The organism is Robertkochia marina (genome assembly GCF_004799345.1).
In the GTDB taxonomy this organism is placed as follows: domain Bacteria; phylum Bacteroidota; class Bacteroidia; order Flavobacteriales; family Flavobacteriaceae; genus Robertkochia; species Robertkochia marina.
Map to the genome: position 1 here is coordinate 1,065,516 of NZ_SSMC01000001.1, position 18,962 is coordinate 1,084,477.

Annotated in this window: 15 protein-coding genes; all 15 read left to right on the forward strand. The window is 43.8% G+C overall.

Features of this window, described 5'->3' with window-relative positions:
- Positions 1–1,962 (forward strand): alpha,alpha-trehalase, encoded by a 1,962-nt coding sequence (locus E7Z59_RS04375; protein WP_242015573.1) that lies wholly within the window; start codon positions 1–3, stop codon positions 1,960–1,962.
- A gap of 77 nt (positions 1,963–2,039) precedes the next feature.
- Positions 2,040–4,322 (forward strand): NADP-dependent malic enzyme, encoded by a 2,283-nt coding sequence (locus tag E7Z59_RS04380; RefSeq protein WP_136335058.1) that lies wholly within the window; start codon positions 2,040–2,042, stop codon positions 4,320–4,322.
- Between the two features lie 89 nt (positions 4,323–4,411).
- Positions 4,412–4,993 (forward strand): Holliday junction branch migration protein RuvA, encoded by a 582-nt coding sequence (gene ruvA, locus E7Z59_RS04385; RefSeq protein WP_136335059.1) that lies wholly within the window; start codon positions 4,412–4,414, stop codon positions 4,991–4,993.
- Between the two features lie 66 nt (positions 4,994–5,059).
- Positions 5,060–12,115 carry a T9SS outer membrane translocon Sov/SprA gene (gene sov, locus E7Z59_RS04390; RefSeq protein ID WP_449421213.1) on the forward strand — a complete coding sequence of 2,352 codons (7,056 nt, stop codon included), beginning with the start codon at positions 5,060–5,062 and terminating at the stop codon, positions 12,113–12,115.
- Between the two features lie 71 nt (positions 12,116–12,186).
- Complete coding sequence (gene gcvH / locus E7Z59_RS04395) at positions 12,187–12,567, forward strand: glycine cleavage system protein GcvH (protein ID WP_136335061.1); 381 nt, start codon at positions 12,187–12,189, stop codon at positions 12,565–12,567.
- Positions 12,560–12,946 carry a VanZ family protein gene (locus tag E7Z59_RS04400; RefSeq protein ID WP_168731238.1) on the forward strand — a complete coding sequence of 129 codons (387 nt, stop codon included), beginning with the start codon at positions 12,560–12,562 and terminating at the stop codon, positions 12,944–12,946. The genes gcvH and E7Z59_RS04400 overlap by 8 nt, the downstream gene beginning before the upstream one ends.
- 54 nt (positions 12,947–13,000) lie before the next feature.
- Positions 13,001–13,711 (forward strand): energy transducer TonB, encoded by a 711-nt coding sequence (locus tag E7Z59_RS04405; RefSeq protein ID WP_136335063.1) that lies wholly within the window; start codon positions 13,001–13,003, stop codon positions 13,709–13,711.
- A 184-nt stretch (positions 13,712–13,895) separates the two neighbouring features.
- The gene (gene cyoE, locus E7Z59_RS04410; protein WP_136335064.1) at positions 13,896–14,798 is read left to right on the forward strand and encodes a heme o synthase; all 903 of its coding nucleotides are present in this window, start codon (positions 13,896–13,898) and stop codon (positions 14,796–14,798) included.
- Between the two features lie 4 nt (positions 14,799–14,802).
- Positions 14,803–15,384 carry a cytochrome c oxidase subunit 3 gene (locus E7Z59_RS04415; RefSeq protein ID WP_136335065.1) on the forward strand — a complete coding sequence of 194 codons (582 nt, stop codon included), beginning with the start codon at positions 14,803–14,805 and terminating at the stop codon, positions 15,382–15,384.
- A gap of 53 nt (positions 15,385–15,437) precedes the next feature.
- Positions 15,438–16,415: a cytochrome c oxidase subunit 3 gene (locus E7Z59_RS04420; protein ID WP_136335066.1), complete on the forward strand. Its 978-nt coding sequence runs from the start codon at positions 15,438–15,440 to the stop codon at positions 16,413–16,415.
- Between the two features lie 19 nt (positions 16,416–16,434).
- Positions 16,435–16,782: a cytochrome C oxidase subunit IV family protein gene (locus E7Z59_RS04425; RefSeq protein WP_136335067.1), complete on the forward strand. Its 348-nt coding sequence runs from the start codon at positions 16,435–16,437 to the stop codon at positions 16,780–16,782.
- Positions 16,783–16,854: 72 nt separating this feature from the next.
- Positions 16,855–17,514, forward strand: a complete 660-nt coding sequence (locus E7Z59_RS04430; protein ID WP_136335068.1) for a hypothetical protein — start codon at positions 16,855–16,857, stop codon at positions 17,512–17,514.
- Positions 17,511–18,191 (forward strand): SCO family protein, encoded by a 681-nt coding sequence (locus E7Z59_RS04435; protein WP_136335069.1) that lies wholly within the window; start codon positions 17,511–17,513, stop codon positions 18,189–18,191. Before E7Z59_RS04430 ends, E7Z59_RS04435 begins: the two co-directional genes overlap by 4 nt.
- Positions 18,184–18,726: a DUF420 domain-containing protein gene (locus E7Z59_RS04440; protein WP_394346647.1), complete on the forward strand. Its 543-nt coding sequence runs from the start codon at positions 18,184–18,186 to the stop codon at positions 18,724–18,726. Before E7Z59_RS04435 ends, E7Z59_RS04440 begins: the two co-directional genes overlap by 8 nt.
- A gap of 19 nt (positions 18,727–18,745) precedes the next feature.
- Positions 18,746–18,961 (forward strand): hypothetical protein, encoded by a 216-nt coding sequence (locus E7Z59_RS04445; protein ID WP_136335071.1) that lies wholly within the window; start codon positions 18,746–18,748, stop codon positions 18,959–18,961.
- Position 18,962 lies beyond the last annotated feature (1 nt).

The following is an 18,962-nucleotide window of genomic DNA, read 5'->3' on the forward strand; positions in this document are numbered from 1 at the left end:
ATGAGGATTAAACTGTTTTGTTTTCTTGTTTTAGGTGTTATGGTATTTTATGGTTGTAAGAACCATGAGAACATAGTTCTTGAAGTTGATGTGAATAAAAGTATTGAGGCTTTATTGAAAGATGAAGATACTGATGGCGATAAGAAGATCACCAAAGATGATAATGGAGATAAACGATTTGAGCTTGTTTTGCTCAACGGGAAGGAAGTGGCCATCAAGTCTACTTATCATATCTCGAACCTGTTGCAGGAACTTGCGTTGAGAAAGAAAGCGGGAGATTCTGTGGCTATTCTTGATATCAAAAGAATTGAAGAGGCCCCTTCGGGAAGAATTTCAAGAAATATTAGGGAGGTGTATTGGGACGACCTGACCCGAACGGTAGACCGAAAAGGGTTGAAACGTGTTCTGGAGGATACTAAGTCATCAGATACTGTAACCCGACGTATCTATGTGTCGTTTAAAGACACCCTTGCTCAGAATTATTTCAGGGCTTTACAAAGGGAATTCTCCAATTTTAAAATGGAAGTTCTTCCCGAAGATGTTACACCTGAATATGTGAAGTCAATAAATGATAAACCCGGTATACTATCACTTAAGATAGAGAATGGTAAAGGGGTGCCTTTTGTGGTGCCCGGCGGACGGTTTAATGAAATGTATGGCTGGGACAGTTATTTTGAAAGCATCGGTCTCATACTTGATGGCCGAATAGACCTTGCCAGGGCAATGGTAGATAACTTCTGCTACCAGATAGATCATTACGGAAAGATCCTCAACGCCAATCGCACCTATTATCTTACAAGAACCCAACCACCTTTTCTCAGCTCTTTTATCAGGGGGGTATATGAAGCCATGGAGGTGGAGGACCTGGAATGGCTGCGGTATGTTACCGGCGTAGCCATAGATGAATATGAAACCGTTTGGATGGTTGAAAATAAGCGGATGACTCCCAACGGACTGAACAGGTATTATGCAGAAGGGATAGGCATACCGCCAGAGACGGAAGAGGGGCATTTTGACGAAATACTTCAGGAATTTGCTGACCGGTATAACGAATCTCGAGATTCATTTGAAAAGGAAGGGTTAACCATGCACGAATTCGTAGAAAAGTATCAATCGGGAGAGATCCTTGATCCGTTACTGGATAACTACTTTTTACATGATCGCAGCCTACGTGAAAGCGGTCATGACACTTCCTGGCGACTGGAGAAGGTGTGTGCCGATCTTAATACGGTAGGCTTGAACGCCCTGTTGTATAAATATGAAAAGGACCTTGCGTTTCTGATCGATAAGTATTTTGGTGGCAACTTTGATCATCCCAATGGTAAAAGTTATACCCCTTCTTATTGGGAGGAGAGGGCAGAGGAGCGAAGAGAAATGATGAATATTCTTATGTGGGACCAGGAAAAAGGAGGGTATTATGATTATAACCTTGCAACAGGATCGAGAACAGATTTTGAATCGGCCACCAATTATATTCCTTTATGGGCCGGGCTGGCTAGTGCTGAACAGGCTGAATTAATGCTCAACCGGTTAAATGAAACCCTGGTAGAGCACTGTGGTATTGCTTCAACCTCAAAAGAATCGGTAGAGAAGTATGCGCTCAATGATATTCAACGGCAATGGGATTACCCAAATGGTTGGGCACCTCACCAAATGATGATCTGGTCAGGATTGCAGCGGTACGGATACCAGGAGGAGGCCGAGGAGTTGGCTTACCGTTGGTTGTGGATGATCACCAAAAACGCTGTTGATTACAACGGCACCATTCCTGAAAAGTACGATGTGGTTGAATGTACCCATAAGGTGTATGCTGAATACGGTAATGTAGGTACCGAGTTCGACTATATTACTACCTCAGGATTTGGATGGATGAATGCGTCATACCAGCTGGGTCTTGATATCATTTCTGATGACCTGCGGATTAAACTCGATGCGCTTGTACCTCCGGAAGAGGCCCTCTAATTAATTTCAATTTCATTTCCGTTTATTAGGATTTTAGCTTCATTATTCTTTTAACTTTGCAAGACAAACAAACGACTATGAGCAAAGCTACTAAACGAAGAGAAGCCTTGATCTACCACGCCAAGCCCAGGCCGGGAAAGATCAAGATCGTACCTACTAAGAAATACTCAACCCAAAGAGATCTGGCCCTGGCCTATTCGCCGGGGGTGGCAGAGCCCTGCCTTGAGATCGAGAAAAACGTAGAGAACGTTTACAAGTATACCATCAAGGGTAATCTGGTGGCTGTGATCTCGAACGGAACTGCGGTTCTCGGACTGGGAGATATTGGTCCGGAAGCTTCCAAGCCTGTAATGGAAGGGAAGGGGTTGCTCTTTAAGATCTTTGCAGACCTTGACGGGATCGATATTGAACTGGATACCAAAGATGTTGACAAGTTCGTGGAGACCGTAAAAACCATTGCACCTACGTTCGGAGGGATCAACCTCGAAGATATCAAGGCTCCTGAGGCTTTTGAGATCGAGAGACGTTTAAAAGAAGAGCTGGATATTCCTGTAATGCATGATGACCAGCATGGTACTGCCATAATTTCTGCGGCTGCCTTGTTAAATGCCTTAGAGATCGCTGAAAAAAAGATAGAAGATGTTCGGATCGTGATCAGTGGGGCCGGAGCAGCAGCAGTATCCTGTACCCGTCTTTACAAGGCTTTTGGAGCCCGTTCAGAGAATATCGTAATGCTTGACAGTAAAGGAGTTATTCGTAAAGATCGCGAGAACCTTTCTGCTGAGAAACTGGAATTTGCCACGGATAGAAAAATAGATACCCTCGAGGAAGCCTTGAAGGATGCTGATGTGTTTATCGGGCTGTCTATAGCCAATATCGTGAGTCCGGAAATGCTGTTATCTATGAGCAATGATCCTATTGTTTTTGCCATGGCAAATCCTGATCCGGAGATCGAGTACGATCTGGCTATCAATACCAGAGAAGATATCATTATGGCTACAGGGCGTTCAGACCACCCTAACCAGGTGAACAATGTACTTGGCTTTCCGTTTATTTTCAGGGGAGCCATGGATGTAAGGGCTACCAGTATAAATGAAGAAATGAAGATGGCAGCGGTAAAAGCGTTGGCCGAACTGGCTAAAGAACCGGTGCCCGAGCAGGTAAATATTGCCTATGGTGAGACCAGGCTGACTTTTGGCAGAGATTACATCATACCAAAGCCCTTTGATCCGAGACTGATCGGTTCTGTTCCTCCGGCAGTAGCCAAAGCAGCTATGGATAGTGGAGTGGCTAAAGCACCTATTACAGATTGGGAGGCCTATAAGGAAGACCTGCTGCAAAGACTGGGTAACGACCATAAAATGGTAAGGTTACTTCATAACAGGGCAAGAACAAACCCGAAGAAAATTGTTTTCCCCGAAGGAGATCATCTCGATGTTTTAAAGGCTGCCCAGATCGTTTATGATGAAAGGATCGCTATTCCAATTCTTTTAGGAAGAAAAGAAGTGATCCATGAGTTGATGGAAGAGATCGAATTTGAAGGTGATATCGAGATCATAGACCCTAAGGGTGATGAGAAAGATCCTAATAAGGAACTTTATGCCCGAAATCTTTGGGAACTTCGCAAACGCGATGGTATCACCTTATACGAGGCGCAGAAAAAAATTCGCGACCGCAACTATTATGCGGCCATGATGGTTAATGAAGGTCATGCAGACGGCATGATATCGGGATATTCCCGCTCATACCCAACAGTGATAAAGCCTTTGTTTGAGCTTATCGGAAAGGCTCCGGGAGTGTCAAGGGTAGCGGCTATGAACCTGATGATCACTGATCGCGGTCCGTTGTTCCTGGCAGACACCTCTATCAACATAGATCCTACAGCCAAAGAACTTGCAAAGATCACTCAGTTAACAGCTCAGGCTGCAAAATTGTTTGGAGAAGAACCTGTAATTGCCATGTTGTCTTATGCTAACTTCGGGTCGTCTAAGAACCCGAATGCAACCAAGGTAAGTGAAGCAGTGGAATATCTTCACCGATATTTTCCGGAGATCTGTGTAGATGGGGAGATCCAATCGGATTTTGCCCTTAACCCGGAAATGTTGAAGAGCAAATTCCCATTTTCAAAGATCGCCGGGAAGAAGGTGAATACCCTGGTGTTTCCGAACCTTGAATCGGCAAACATCACCTATAAACTTATCAAGGAGATGGACAATGCCGACTCGGTAGGTCCTATTCTACTGGGTATGGCAAAGCCGGTTCACGTATTGCAGCTGGGAGCCGGGGTAGATGAAATTGTTAATATGGCTGCTGTGGCAGTGGTAGACGCCCAGGAGAAAGAGAAGAGGGCTAATTTATAATCCGTCCCCTAAGGCGGGTGGCAGCAGATGGTTAATGCCTTAATTGTGATTTATTTTAGTACATTTGAGGCGTTAACCTATTTGCTGTAATGATTGCACATATTAACGGAAAACTCGTTGAGAAAAATCCGACCGAGGTCATCGTGGAATGTAATGGAGTAGGATATTTTATCAACGTTTCACTCTACACCTATTCCAGAATTCCTTCGCAAGAAAACATTAAATTGTTTACTCATCTTATCGTCAGGGAAGATGCTCATACCTTATACGGCTTTTTTGATAAGGGAGAAAGGGAGATCTTTAAGTTACTGATCTCTGTTTCCGGTATAGGAGCCAGTACTGCCCGAACGATGTTGAGTTCAATGACACCACAGGAGATCATGGAGGCTATAGCATCTAATGATGTAACTTCTATTCAGTCGGTCAAAGGAATCGGAGCCAAAACAGCCCAAAGAGTTATCATTGACCTTAGAGATAAGGTGGTGAAATTGTACGGCATGGAAGAAGTGGCCGCAGTTCAGGACAATACGGCAAGAGATGAAGCGTTATCTGCATTAGAGGTATTGGGTTATACAAGAAAACAATCAGAAAAAGTAGTTAATAAGATCATGAAAGAGTCCCCCGACTCCGGAGTGGAAGAAATAATTAAAGGAGCCCTGAAAAGTTTATAGGCGCTCTGTGGATTTATCAAATCAGCCAACAAATTGCTTAACCAACTTAAAAAAGCTGTATTCACAATTCTCTGTGTTTTTGTAGGTGTGCTGTCTTACGCTCAGGAGACAGATCCACAGCCGCAAGACTCGGTACAGACCGGGGTATCGCTTGGAAAGATTAAGCTGAAAAACCCGGCTGACATCATCAGTAAATACACCTATGACCCTGCTCTTGACAGGTATATCTATACGGAAAAAGTAGGGGCTTTTGATACCAGGTACCCTTTGATCCTCACTCCCGACCAATACAGGGAACTGATATTAAAGCAGGAGATGCGATCTTATTTTCATGAAAAGATCGATGCTGTTACGGGCAGGTCAGGCGATGAAGAGGGGCAGAAAAATCTACTGCCCTCGTTTTATGTGAATTCCGATTTCTTTCAAAGTGTCTTCGGAGGTAATACCATAGAAGTAATACCCCAGGGGTCTGTGGCAATGGATCTCGGATTGCGATATCAGAAAAATGACAACCCGGCCTTATCGCCACGAAACAGAAGTAATTTTTCGTTTGACTTTGATCAGCGTATTTCGCTGAGTCTGTTAGGGAAAATCGGTACACGGCTGAATATTAATGCCCAGTACGATACTGAAGCTACCTTCGATTTTCAGAATCTCATAAAGATGGAGTACACCCCCACTGAAGATGAGATACTTCAAAAAATAGAGATCGGTAATGTGTCTATGCCCATTAACAGCTCCCTGATTAAAGGGGCTCAAAGCCTCTTCGGGGTTAAGACACAGCTGCAGTTCGGAAATACAACGGTAACCGGCGTTTTCTCAGAGCAACGATCACAAAGCAGAAATATAACCGCCCAGGGAGGGGGTACCATAAATGAGTTCGAAATTCTTGCCCTTGATTATGACGAAGACAGGCACTTTTTCCTGTCTCAGTTTTTTAGGGATCAATATGACACGGCTCTAGAGAATTATCCCTTTATCAGAAGCCAGGTGCAGATTACCCGAATTGAGGTTTGGGTAACCAACAGGATCCAACGTACCGAAAATGTAAGAAATGTTGTTGCAGTACAAGATCTTGGGGAGCCTACACCTGAAAATACAAGGATCAATGCAAATGCTCCGGCTGGCTTTTTTGCACTGGGTAATAATCTGCCAAGGAATGATGCCAATGCCTATAACCCTTTAAATATGGGAGGAGCGGGCTCTGCGCTTAACGACAATATCAGAGATATTGCCACGGTACAGCAAGGGTTCAATACCGGGGCCTATATGACCAACCAGGGCTTTGATTACGCTATTCTTGAGAATGCCAGGAAATTGCAGGAGGGTCGGGATTTTAAATTGGATACACAGCTTGGATATATTTCCCTTACACAGAAGCTCAGTAATGATGAGGTTTTGGCAGTAGCCTATCAATATACCTATAACGGAGAGGTCTACCAGGTGGGTGAATTTGCCAATGATGGGGTAAATGCCACCACCTTCGAATCTACCAATGGGATCGTTTCCGCAGTAAATCCGCAGGCATTGGTGCTGAAGATGTTAAAAAGTAACATAACCAATGTGAACGATCCGGTTTGGGACCTGATGATGAAGAATATCTATGCCACCGGAGCCTACCAGTTATTACAGGAAGATTTTCGTATGAACCTGCTTTATGTAGACCCCAGTCCGGTAAATTATATTTCTCCTGTTGATGAGACTACCTGGCCCCAGGGCCTTGAAGAGCGGATCTTACTGGATGTGTTTAACCTGGATCGACTTAATATTTACAATGACCCACAGAATGGTGGAGATGGTTTCTTTGATTTTCTGCCGGGGATTACGGTAGATACCCAGAACGGACGTATTATTTTCACTAAGGTGGAACCTTTTGGAGAGTACTTGTACGATCTTTTGGGAGATGGAGCTAATTACGATGATCCTAATTTTACCCCAAACAACCCCAACCAGGAGCGTTATGTGTTTCGGGACCTTTATAAGCTGACTAAGGCGGCAGCGCTTGAAGAAGCAGACAAGAACAAGTTCATGCTTAAGGGACGCTATAAGGCAGAGAGTTCCGGCGGAATTCCCATTGGGGCCTTTAATGTACCCCGCGGCTCGGTACAGGTTCGGGCAGGTGGAAGATTGCTGCAGGAAGGGATTGATTACACTGTAAATTACCAGGCCGGTACGGTGCAGATACTTGATGAGGGGTTAAGGGCTTCCAACGTTCCAATAGAGGTTTCTGTTGAAAATAATGCGGTCTTCGGTCAGCAGACCAGGCGATTCTCAGGGTTGAACATCGAGCATCGCTTTGGTAAGAAGTTAACTCTTGGAGGTACCTTACTTAATTTAAACGAAAGACCTCTCACCCAAAAAGCCAATTTCGGGGTAGAGCCGGTAAACAATACCATTGTTGGGGTAAATCTCAATTATTCCACAGAAATGCCATTCATGACCAGGTTGGTCAATAAGCTTCCGAATATTGATACGGATGCTCCTTCCAATATTTCTGTGCGTAGTGATTTTGCATACCTGTTGCCGGGATCTCCTAAAAATGCCGATTTTAATGGGGAAACAACTTCTTACCTCGACGATTTTGAAGGAGCCCAGGCTTTTATAGATATTCGATCGGCCCTGGCCTGGTCGCTGGCCAGTGCGCCCTTGGGGTATGGGGGTGAATTGGAAAATAATAACCTGGCTTCGGGAGGTCAGCGCGCTAAGATGTCGTGGTATACCATTGACCCTATCTTTTACAGTTCGCAGCGTCCCGATGGAGTAACCAATGCAGATCTTTCTGATAACAGGACCCGAAGGATCTTTATAGATGAGATCTTTCCGCAGCAGGATGTTGCCCAGGGACAAACCCTGGTGCAGCCTACCCTTGATGTGGTGTATTATCCGGATACTAAGGGGCCTTATAATGCCAATAACTCGTTTGATGCTTTGAGTGCCGATCAAAGATGGGGTGGTATTATGCGTTCAGTAAGCAGTACCAACTTTGAGCAGGCCAATGTGGAGTACATTCAGTTTTGGCTTTTAGATCCATATTATCAGGATGGAGTACAGCCGGGTCAGGGAGGTGAGCTCGTCTTTAATCTTGGTAATATCAATGAAGATATCCTGAAAGACGGTCGAAAGCAATATGAGAACGGGTTGCCTGTAACCGATAACCCTGCCCTGGTAAACACCACCAGTTTTGGTAAGGTGCCGGCTTCTCAGTCGTTGGTTTACGCCTTTGATGCAGATACGGCCAACCGAAGTATACAGGATGCTGGTTTTGACGGATTGCTGGATGATGAAGAGGCGGTGATCTATGGGAATAACGGACCTGATCCGGCCCTTGATAATTACGAGTTTTACCTGAGTCGTAGTGGAGGTATTCAGGAAAGATATTTCAATTACAATAACCCCCAGGGGAACTCTCCGGTAAATGTTGATAATACCAGCAGAGGAGCCACGACCCTTCCTGATGTGGAGGATATAAATCGCGACCTTACCATGAATACGGTAGATAGCTATTTTCAATACAGAATACCTATCACGCCTAATATTCAACGTACCGACGACTATGTATCCGATATCAGGGAAGTAGATATTCAGACTCCCGATAATCAGCAATACCGTGTACGATGGATCCAGTTTAAAGTTCCGATTGACGATTTTGATGAAGCTATAGGGGGCATTACCGACATCCGTTCAATCAGTTATATGAGAATGTTTCTTACAGGATTTGCTGAACCGGTAACCTTGAGGTTTGGTACCCTCGACCTGGTTCGTGGAGACTGGCGAAACTTTACCCGCAGCTTCCAGGAAGAAACTGATCCGAACCCGGAAGATGACGGCACCTTTGTAGATGTGAATACAGTAAACATTCTTGAGAACGAGCAGCGTACCCCGATACCTTACCGCTTACCTCCCGGAGTTTTTCGCGAGCAGTTAAATAACAACAATACCATTGTAAGGCAGAATGAGCAATCGCTCTCGTTTGCAGTTTGCGACCTGGAACCTACCGATTCCAGAGGGGTGTTTAAAAATGTGAACATAGACATTCGTCAATATAAAAGATTGAAGATGTTCATGCACGCTGAAGCCTTTAATAACGTCTCTCTCCGGGATAGAGAGCTGGTTGGCTTTTTGCGTTTTGGTACCGATTTCAGTGAAAACTATTACCAGGTAGAAGTGCCCTTAAGAGTTACCCCGCCGGGGACTTCAGATCCTGCCGGGATCTGGCCTGAAGAAAACAGTATCGACCTGTTGATGTCGGTGCTTTCTGATGTGAAATCACAGGCTATTGCCTCAGGGAGTCTGCAGCAGCTTACCTTTTACGATGAACAGGGAAATCCGGTTCCTGAATTCGCGCCGCGACAAATAGGGGAGCAGCGTATCGGGATCAAGGGGAATCCGAGTATTGGAAATATAAGGGCTGTTATGGTAGGGGTAAAGAACCCAAGCCAAACCCTGGGTGATGATGTTTGCGGTGAGGTGTGGTTTAACGAATTACGACTTGCTGAGTTAGATAATGAGGGAGGCTGGGCGGCCATTACTACCATTGATGCCAATCTGGCCGATTTTGCCAATATCTCTGCTACCGGAAGTATGAGCACCTCCGGTTTTGGAGCCCTTGATCAGTTGCCAAACGACAGGGCGCGCGAAGATGTGCAACAGTACAACCTGAATACCAATGTGAATCTCGGTCAGTTGTTGCCAAAAAATTGGGGTATCCAGGTGCCGTTGAATTACAGTGTGTCTGAGGCTTTGATCACTCCTGAATTTGATCCGCTCTACCAGGACCTTAAGCTGGACGACCGTATTGCGGCCGCCGCAACGCCTCAGGAAGCACAGATCATTGAAGAACAGGCCCAGGACTATACCAAAAGAAAAAGTATCAACCTGATCGGGGTTCGTAAGGCCAGGGGTGAGGAGCAGCGCGCTGATTTCTTTGATATAGAGAACTTCACCTTTAATTATGCCTATAATCAAACTGATCACAGGGACTTCGAAATTGAAAATTTCCGCGATCAGAATGTAAAGACCGGCGTATTGTACAGTTATAATTTTGAGCCCGCTGAAGTAGTACCTTTTAAAAATGCCGACTCCATTTTGAAGGGAGCTTACTGGCAATGGCTTAAAGATTTCAATTTTAATTTACTGCCAACAAGTATCTCTGCCAATACGGGATATACCAGGACCTTTAACCGTCAGAGTTTCCGACAGGTGCTCGGTTTTGGTGGTGGGGCAGACCTTTTAGGGCTTCCCGAGCTTCAACAGCGAAACTATCTTTATGATTGGCAGTTTGCCCTTAATTACAATCTCTCAAGATCATTGCAGCTGAATTTTACGGCTTCTAATAATAATATCGTACGAAATTATTTTACCCAGGATACTAATGGAGATCGTATAGTAGACCCTGCGCTTGGGCTCTGGGATGATTTTTGGAATACAGGTGATCCTAACCGAAGAAATCAGCAGCTGCAACTTAATTATACGCTGCCATTTAATAAGATTCCGCTCCTTAATTTTATTGATGCGACCTACTCTTATACCGGTGATTTTAATTGGCAAAGAGGAAGTGATGTCTTAAACCAGGTTGCCGGAGAAGATCTGAATACGGTCCAGAATGCAAGCACCCATGATATTAATGCAGCCTTAGGGATGGACAGGCTTTATTCTTACCTGGGGCTGGTGCAGAAAGACGGCAGTGGTACCTCGGCCCGTAGACAGGGCAGGAGTGCTATTCCTGATCAGGACGGGGGAAGAGATGAACGAGGGCCCGTGAATGTGAACAAGAAATATGGTTTCAGGAACACTGTTGTTGGATTGGTGACTATGCTGAAACGGATCAATATGACCTATACCAATAACCGCGGTAAATTACTTCCCGGGTATACCCAGTCTATCGGGTTTCTGGGAACCTTGCGGCCATCTCCGGGATTCGTTTTCGGAAGCCAGGCAGAGGTGCGGTATGAAGCCGCCAGGAAGGGATGGTTAACAACCTTCCCCGAATTCAACCAGCAGTATACTCAAAGCGAGAGAGAGCAGTTAAATGTGACTGCTAATCTTGAACCCTTACCGGAGTTGACCATAGATCTCGTGGCCGACAGGACTTTTTCTGAGAACTACTCAGAGAATTACAATGTTACTGATCTTGACGGAGATGGGTTGCTGGATTATAATCCTTTGATCCAAAACAGGTTTGGAGACTTTTCTATTTCAGGGATCATGCTGAAGACCTCCTTCTCTTCACAATCTCAGGATAATTCAGACTTGTTTAATGAGTTTAGTGCAAATCGCCTGTTGATCGCTCAGCGCCTGGCCGGGCAGCCTGCCGATCCGAATGCTACAGAATTCCCTGCCGGGTATGGCCCTACCAATCAGTCTGTTTTACTGCCTGCTTTTGTGGCGGCCTATACAGGGCAGGATGCGAATGATGTTGCACTGAAGGCTTTTAGAGATGTGCCACTGCCCAACTGGACCATGAAATATACCGGTTTGATGAGAATGGGCTGGTTCAGAGAGAAGTTCAGAAGATTTTCCCTGACCCATGCTTACAGGTCCAGTTACAGTATTAATGGATTCAGAGCCAACCTGGATTATGAGGATGGTACCGGCTTTGATCAGGCGGGGAATTTTAAGAATGAGATCTTGTATACCAATGCTACCCTGATCGAGATGTTTAACCCACTTGTAAGGGTTGATTTTGAGATGAAGAACTCGGTCAGTATTCAGGCGGAGTTAAGAAAAGATCGGGCCCTGGCTCTTAGTTTTGATAATAACCTGCTAACCGAACAGTGGGGAGATGAGTATGTTGTTGGCTTGGGGTATCGTTTTTCAGACGTGAGACTGCCCACCAATATTGGAGGCAGACAAACCATCTTAAGAGGAGATATTAATCTGAAAGCAGACCTTTCATTGAGGGATAACGTAACCGTGATCAGAAACCTTGATATCAATACCAATCAGGTAACAGCCGGACAGAATATCTGGGCCCTGAAGTTTACGGCCGATTATGCCTTGACCAAAAGTCTGAATGTATTGTTCTTTTACGATCATACCTTCTCACAATTTAAAGTGTCTACAGCTTTTCCTCAGACTACCATACGCTCAGGGTTTACCCTGCGTTACAATTTTGGAAATTAACTCCGGAGGCCTTTGAATGGAAGGTTAGAATGAATTACATTTGTGCTTCTGAATATTAAATCACTATAATTATGAACATTCCGTCGGAATTGAAGTATACCAAAGATCACGAGTGGGTAAAGATCGAAGGTGATATTGCCACTGTTGGTATTACAGATTTTGCCCAGGGTGAGCTGGGAGATATCGTTTATGTTGAAGTAGAGACTGTAGATGAAGAGCTTGAGCGGGAAGAGGTCTTTGGAACCGTAGAGGCTGTTAAAACTGTTTCTGATCTGTTCTTGCCGGTTTCCGGAGAGATCATTGAATTCAACGAAGCGCTTGAGGAAGAGCCTGAAATGGTAAACTCAGACCCTTATGGTGAAGGATGGATGATCAAGATTAAAATGACCGATACTTCCGAGGTGGAAGATCTGATGAGTAGTGATGATTATAAACAACTCGTGGGTGCTTAAAAGACTGAAGTTTCTTTTAGCAGCTTCCCTGTGGCTTCTTTCTGTAGCCGTAGCGAGCCTGATATCTGCTAATTATCTTCCGGATGTTGAGGTTGATGTGACCTATTTAGATAAATTGGTGCACGCTGCGTTTTACATGGTTGCCACTTTTTTGCTTTATTTGCATTTTCGAAACAGCCAACAACCCCGAATCTTATTAAAGATCGCCATGTTTTGTTTTGGGTATGGAATGATTATTGAGGTGTTGCAATACGCCCTTCCGTACAACAGAGGTTTTGAATGGGCAGACATGATGGCGAATGGTTTCGGAATCCTTTTAGCTATTATGCTGATAAAGTTTGTTTTAAGCCCTGCGGGTCAGGGAAAGGGTAAATTTTAGTTGCAATTAATGTGAATAAATAATTAAATTAGCGAACATAAACATCTATAACCTATGGAACCGAAAAAGAATCCCAAAGCGGATCTGACGAGAAATAGTGGACTCTACTTCGCGATTGGACTGGCATTAGTGCTGTTCATAACGTGGCAGGCCATTGACTGGAAGACTTATGAAAAGCAAGAAAACTTCGAATACACGATGGAAGTTGAGGAGCTTTTAGACGAAGAAGTGCCAATTACAGAACAGTTAAATACGCCACCACCACCACCACCACCGGCAGCTCCCGAGGTGATCGAGGTTGTAGAAGATGAGGAAGAGGTTGAAGAGACTATTATCGAGTCTACTGAAACTGACCAGGAAGAAGAGATCGTTGAGGTAGAAGAGATCGAAGAAGTTGAAGAAGAGGTTGCTGTAGATGTACCGTTTACAGTAATTGAAGATAAGCCTATGTTCCCTGCTTGTAAGGGAGTGCCAAAGGCTCAGCAGTTTGCTTGTTTCAAAGAGAATCTTGATAAGCACGTGCGTAAAACCTTCAAATATCCTGAGATCGCTCAGGAAATGGGAATTCAGGGAAGAGTATATGTGAACTTCCGTATTAACAAAGATGGTACGATTACTATTCTTAATACCCGTGCTCCCGATAAGTCTCTTGATGAGGAAGCAAGACGTATTATCAATAAGCTGCCAAAGCTTATTCCTGGTAAGCAGCGAGGAAATCCAACTCCTGTAACCTTTGCTTATCCTATCGTGTTCAAACTGAACTAAACGAATAAGATGTATAAATATTGAAGCCCGGATGAAAGTCCGGGCTTTTTTTGTTGCTAAGAACCTTTTGCTCATTACATGAATTGGCTTTTTACCGCTGCGGGTGCGGTCCTGATAAAACTGTTAAACCATTGCATAGGAAGCTTTTGTGAGTTATCTTTGCACCCCATTTTACAGATAATACATGAAGACCGCAATTAATACCGCAGTAAAGACCAGGACATTGCCTCTGGCGATTGCTGATTTCAAGCAAATTACCAAGGCCGGACTGGCCTTCAGCGTGGTATTTTCTTCTATTGCCGGTTACCTGTTGGGTGCAGATCAAATAGATCTTACAGTCTTACTGCTGCTCTCTGTTGGGGGCTATTTTATGGTAGGTGCTTCAAACGCCTTTAACCAGGTTATTGAAAAAGATCTGGACGCTTTGATGAAACGTACCAGAAAACGCCCGGTGCCTTCAGGCAGGATGTCGGTGCCTACAGCCTTAACCATTGCAAGTGTGTTTACTGTTCTCGGTGTGGTAACCCTTTATGTGGTAAACCCTAAGACGGCTATGTTCGGGGCCATCTCTATTTTTATGTATGTGTGTATGTATACACCCTTAAAGACTCGTACGCCACTGGCGGTTTTTGTAGGGGCCTTTCCGGGTGCAATTCCGTTCATGCTTGGGTGGGTGGCAGCTACCAATGACTTTGGAATAGAGCCGGGAACCTTGTTTATGATACAGTTCTTTTGGCAGTTTCCTCATTTTTGGGCAATCGGTTGGATGCTTGATGATGATTATAAGCGTGCAGGATTTAAAATGCTGCCAACAGATAAAAAAGATACAGCAACCATCATTCAGATCATTATGTATACTTTCTGGATGATCCTGGCTTCAGTATTTCCGGTAACCGGGCTTACAGGGACGTTAACCCTTAGTGTGCCTGCGGCGGTGATCGTATTCATACTGGGGCTTGGGATGTTGCTTTTTGCCTTTAAACTTTACAATAACAGAAGTAATCGGTCTGCAAGACAACTTATGCTTGCCAGTGTGAGTTATATCACCCTGATGCAGATCGTTTATGTAGTAGATAAATTTTTATAGATCTATGGATTTGACCGACGGTAATTTTGAACAGAAGAATGCCAGAGCTAAAAAGATGATGCTGTGGTTCGGTATGATCAGTATTGCCATGATGTTTGCCGGGTTAACTTCGGCTTATGTTGTGAGTAAATCGAGGCCTGACTGGCTTCAGGATTTTTCCATTCCCGTTGCTTTTTACTACAGTACCGTAGCAATAGTGCTTAGTAGTCTTACATTTCATCTGGCCGGAAGAAGTATACGGTCAGGAAACGATAAAAAGGCTTCGGGCTTGCTTATGGGTACTCTTTTGTTAGGACTTGCCTTTGTGTACCTGCAATTTGCCGGGTTCGCAGAAGTGATCGATGCAGGGTATTATTTTACAGGAATGGAAAGTACGGTAACGACCTCTTTTCTTTATGCGATCGTGTTCTCTCATGTGGTGCACGTTATTGCGGGACTTATTGTGCTTTTGGTGGTAATTTATAATCATTTTAAAAAGAAGTACGATGCGACTCAAATGCTTGGTTTCGAGCTGGGAGCTTCTTTCTGGCACTTCCTTGATTTTCTCTGGGTCTACCTCATTTTCTTTTTCTATTTCTTTAGATAAATAAAAACCGTAAATTTGACAAATTTTTTAAAACAGATTACTTAAAAACGTTTATGGAAGCTACTGTTACAACAGCTACAGAAGAAAAAGTATGGAGCGGAGGCAATGAACCTCTTGGGGCCAGCTATGGGAAAATGATGATGTGGTTTTTCATCGTATCAGATGCCCTGACATTCTCAGGATTCCTGGTGGCCTACGGATTTTCTCGATTTAAATTCATCGAGACCTGGCCAATTGCCGATGAGGTGTTTACTCACTTCCCTTTCTTACACGGGGTTGATGCGCCAATGTACTACGTAGCATTGATGACCTTTATTCTTATTTTCTCTTCTGTAACCATGGTATTGGCGGTAGATGCCGGACATCAAATGAAGAAGACCAAGGTTACCTGGTATATGTTGCTTACCATTATAGGAGGTCTGGTGTTCGTTGGGTCTCAGGCATGGGAGTGGAAAAACTTCATTAAAGGAGAGTACGGAGCGGTAGAGCTTAAATCAGGAAGGATCCTTCAGTTTCTGGATGGTACTACCGGTGAAAGAGTGGCTATCTCTGAATTCGCGGTACCTGTAGCTTCAGACCGTGTTACGCATCAGTCTAAAGATGGTGTTTGGTACCAGTCTGAGAGTGGGTTGCCAACCTATTCTCTGGAAGAAGTATTAGCCGGATTTGAGGCAAATAAAAACCTGGTAGTAAGAACTGAGCGTTTGAACGAAGAGGGAGAGAAAACGGTTCTTTCAAGAGCAGAGTCAGAAGAGCGTTTAACTCAGGCGGTGATGGTTGTTGAAGGTGCTAACCTGGTACACAATGAATATGGAAACAGACTGTTCGCTGATTTCTTTTTCTTTATCACAGGTTTTCACGGATTCCACGTATTCTCAGGGGTAGTACTTAATATCATTATATTCTTCAATGTTATTCTCGGAACCTATGAAAGGCGAGGTCATTATGAGATGGTTGAGAAGGTTGGTTTGTACTGGCACTTTGTAGACCTTGTATGGGTATTCGTATTTACATTCTTCTATCTGGTATAAAAAATATTTAAAGTATAAAATGGCACACGCACACGAATCTAACACGTCAAGAATCTGGACAGTTTTTATTATCCTGTCTGTCGTAACTATAGTTGAGGTAGCATTGGGTATCGTTAAACCCGAATGGTCAATGGTACCGGTTGTAGGGATGAAGATCCTGAACTGGATCTTTATTATCCTGACCATTGTTAAGGCCTACTATATTGCCTGGGCTTTCATGCACCTTGAAGGTGAAAAGGGAAGCTTTAGATGGTCTATCGTTCTACCATTAGTGATCCTGATTCCTTACCTGGCATTTATACTGCTGGTAGAAGGAAACTACATTCACGATGTGTATAGCGCAGGTTTTGTAAAGTGGGATTTCTAAGACATACAAACTCAGTATAAAAGACGGTTTTTCAACCGTCTTTTTTTATTTTTGCACATAAATTAATGCTCCATGAAAAAGTATCTTGTCCTGGGAATTTTATTCGTACTTCCTATTCTCGCCTATATGTTCTTTGCTTCAGGGGTAAATAACTTTGGGAAGCTCCCGATACTCAATGATGATGTTACAGCTCCGTCTGTGGAAGGGCTTTCTTTGCAAGGCAGGATTACTATTCTTGGCTTTCCCGGAGATCAGCTCGATCAAAAGAAAACGAATGCTCTTAATTTGAACCAAAAGATCTATAAGCGATTTAATGGTTTTGATGATCTGCAGTTCGTGATGTTATTGCCGGAGGGTAATGACGATAAGATAGCAGAGCTGAAGTCAGAACTGGGGCAATTAGCCGATATATCCAATTGGAATTTTATTCAGGCCGGTCCAAATCAGGTTTCCGAGGTTTTTAACAGCTTAGGAACACCTCTTACTCTTGATGAGTATTACGGGTGTAATGAGGTCTTTATCATTGATAAGGAAGGTCGTTTAAGAGGACGTGAAAAGGATGATAACGAAAAGCCTCTTTATGGGTATGATGCAACTTCTGTTGCTGTGATCAATAATATAATGGTAGATGATGTAAAGATCATCCTTGCGGAATATCGTTTAGCAAAGAAAGAAAACAATAATGGATCTGAGGGAGGAAGAAATTCCATCCTCAAAAAGAACGTACAATGAAAAACAAGAAGTATATCCTGACCGCCCTGGTTGTAGTGGTCTTCGGTGTTATTTTTATTCCTGATATTATTTCCAGGTTGCGATCCGGCCAGGTAGTAGATACCGATCGTCATCAGGTCGGAGTGAGATCTTTTTCGGCAGATGAATTACCTGTAATGGGAGAAGTACCCGAATTCAGTTTTATTAACCAGCACGGAGATACCATAACCAATGCAGATTATAAGGGTAAGGTTTATGTAGTGGAATTCTTTTTTACAACCTGTCCTACTATTTGCCTGGTTATGACCAGCAATACTGTGAAGTTACAACGCGCATTTAAAGATCGTGATAATTTTGGGGTGGCCTCCATTTCCATCAATCCGGAAAATGATACTCCTGAGGTCTTGACCAAGTATGCAGAAACCTATGGGATAACCCATCCGAACTGGCACCTGCTTACAGGAGACCTTCAGGATGTTATGGCTCTTTCTAACACAGGTTTTAATCTCTATGCGGGGGTAAATCCTAATGTGGAAGGCGGATTTGAACATTCAGGAATGTTTGCCCTTATAGATGGAGAGGGAAGGATTCGTTCCAGAACCGATCAGTTTGGCAATCCTATTTTTTACTATGACGGTACCACCGATGAAGGAGTTAGTTTAATTGAACAGGATATCAGAACCTTATTAAATGAGTAATATGTCAGCATCACCGGAAGCATTAGAAAAGAAGTACAATAAGTATATCTGGGTTTTATCAGTAGTTATCCCGGTAGCGGTTGCGGTACTTTTTCGGGTTAGAATTCCCAATGTGGAGCCTTTGAGCTTTTTACCCCCGGTTTACGCCTCCATTAACGCCTTAACAGCTGTCCTATTGGTTTGGGCTGTGGTGGCTATCAAAAAGGGTAACCGAACACTTCATGAGAACCTGATGAAGGTGTGTATAGGATTATCTTTAGCGTTTCTGGTAATGTATGTGGCCTATCATATGACTTCAGACCCAACTCCCTTTGGAGGAGAGGGGATGATAAAAACTGTTTATTTTATTTTGCTGGTTAGTCATATTGTACTTTCCATTGGTGTTATTCCCCTGGTGTTGATCAGTTTTGTGAAAGCCCTTTCTCAAAGGTTCGACAAACATAGAAAGATCGCAAAGATCACTTTTCCGATCTGGTTGTACGTGGCAGTAACAGGGGTTATTGTTTATCTGATGATATCTCCCTACTACCAGTAATCTTAAGTTGTTAGCTGTTATGAAATTCAAGTATCTTTTTCTCCTTCTTGCGCTGCTGATGCTGCTGATGCCTGCAGAAGGGTTTTCCCAGTGCGCTATGTGTCGTGCTGTTCTGGAAAGTGGAGATGACCAGGAAGTTGCCAAAGGACTGAATAATGGAATTATCTACCTCATGGCGGTACCCTATGTTCTGATAGGTGCTCTGGGTTACGTCATCTATCGGAAAATGAAGTGAT

Coding starts and splice junctions, on each gene's coding strand:
- E7Z59_RS04375 (WP_242015573.1), top strand. CDS start 1: ATGAGGATTAAACTGTTTTGTTTTCTTGTTTTAGGTGTTATGGTATTT.
- E7Z59_RS04380 (WP_136335058.1), top strand. CDS start 2,040: ATGAGCAAAGCTACTAAACGAAGAGAAGCCTTGATCTACCACGCCAAG.
- ruvA (WP_136335059.1), top strand. CDS start 4,412: ATGATTGCACATATTAACGGAAAACTCGTTGAGAAAAATCCGACCGAG.
- gcvH (WP_136335061.1), top strand. CDS start 12,187: ATGAACATTCCGTCGGAATTGAAGTATACCAAAGATCACGAGTGGGTA.
- E7Z59_RS04405 (WP_136335063.1), top strand. CDS start 13,001: ATGGAACCGAAAAAGAATCCCAAAGCGGATCTGACGAGAAATAGTGGA.
- cyoE (WP_136335064.1), top strand. CDS start 13,896: ATGAAGACCGCAATTAATACCGCAGTAAAGACCAGGACATTGCCTCTG.
- E7Z59_RS04415 (WP_136335065.1), top strand. CDS start 14,803: ATGGATTTGACCGACGGTAATTTTGAACAGAAGAATGCCAGAGCTAAA.
- E7Z59_RS04420 (WP_136335066.1), top strand. CDS start 15,438: ATGGAAGCTACTGTTACAACAGCTACAGAAGAAAAAGTATGGAGCGGA.
- E7Z59_RS04425 (WP_136335067.1), top strand. CDS start 16,435: ATGGCACACGCACACGAATCTAACACGTCAAGAATCTGGACAGTTTTT.
- E7Z59_RS04430 (WP_136335068.1), top strand. CDS start 16,855: ATGAAAAAGTATCTTGTCCTGGGAATTTTATTCGTACTTCCTATTCTC.
- E7Z59_RS04435 (WP_136335069.1), top strand. CDS start 17,511: ATGAAAAACAAGAAGTATATCCTGACCGCCCTGGTTGTAGTGGTCTTC.
- E7Z59_RS04440 (WP_394346647.1), top strand. CDS start 18,184: ATGAGTAATATGTCAGCATCACCGGAAGCATTAGAAAAGAAGTACAAT.
- E7Z59_RS04445 (WP_136335071.1), top strand. CDS start 18,746: ATGAAATTCAAGTATCTTTTTCTCCTTCTTGCGCTGCTGATGCTGCTG.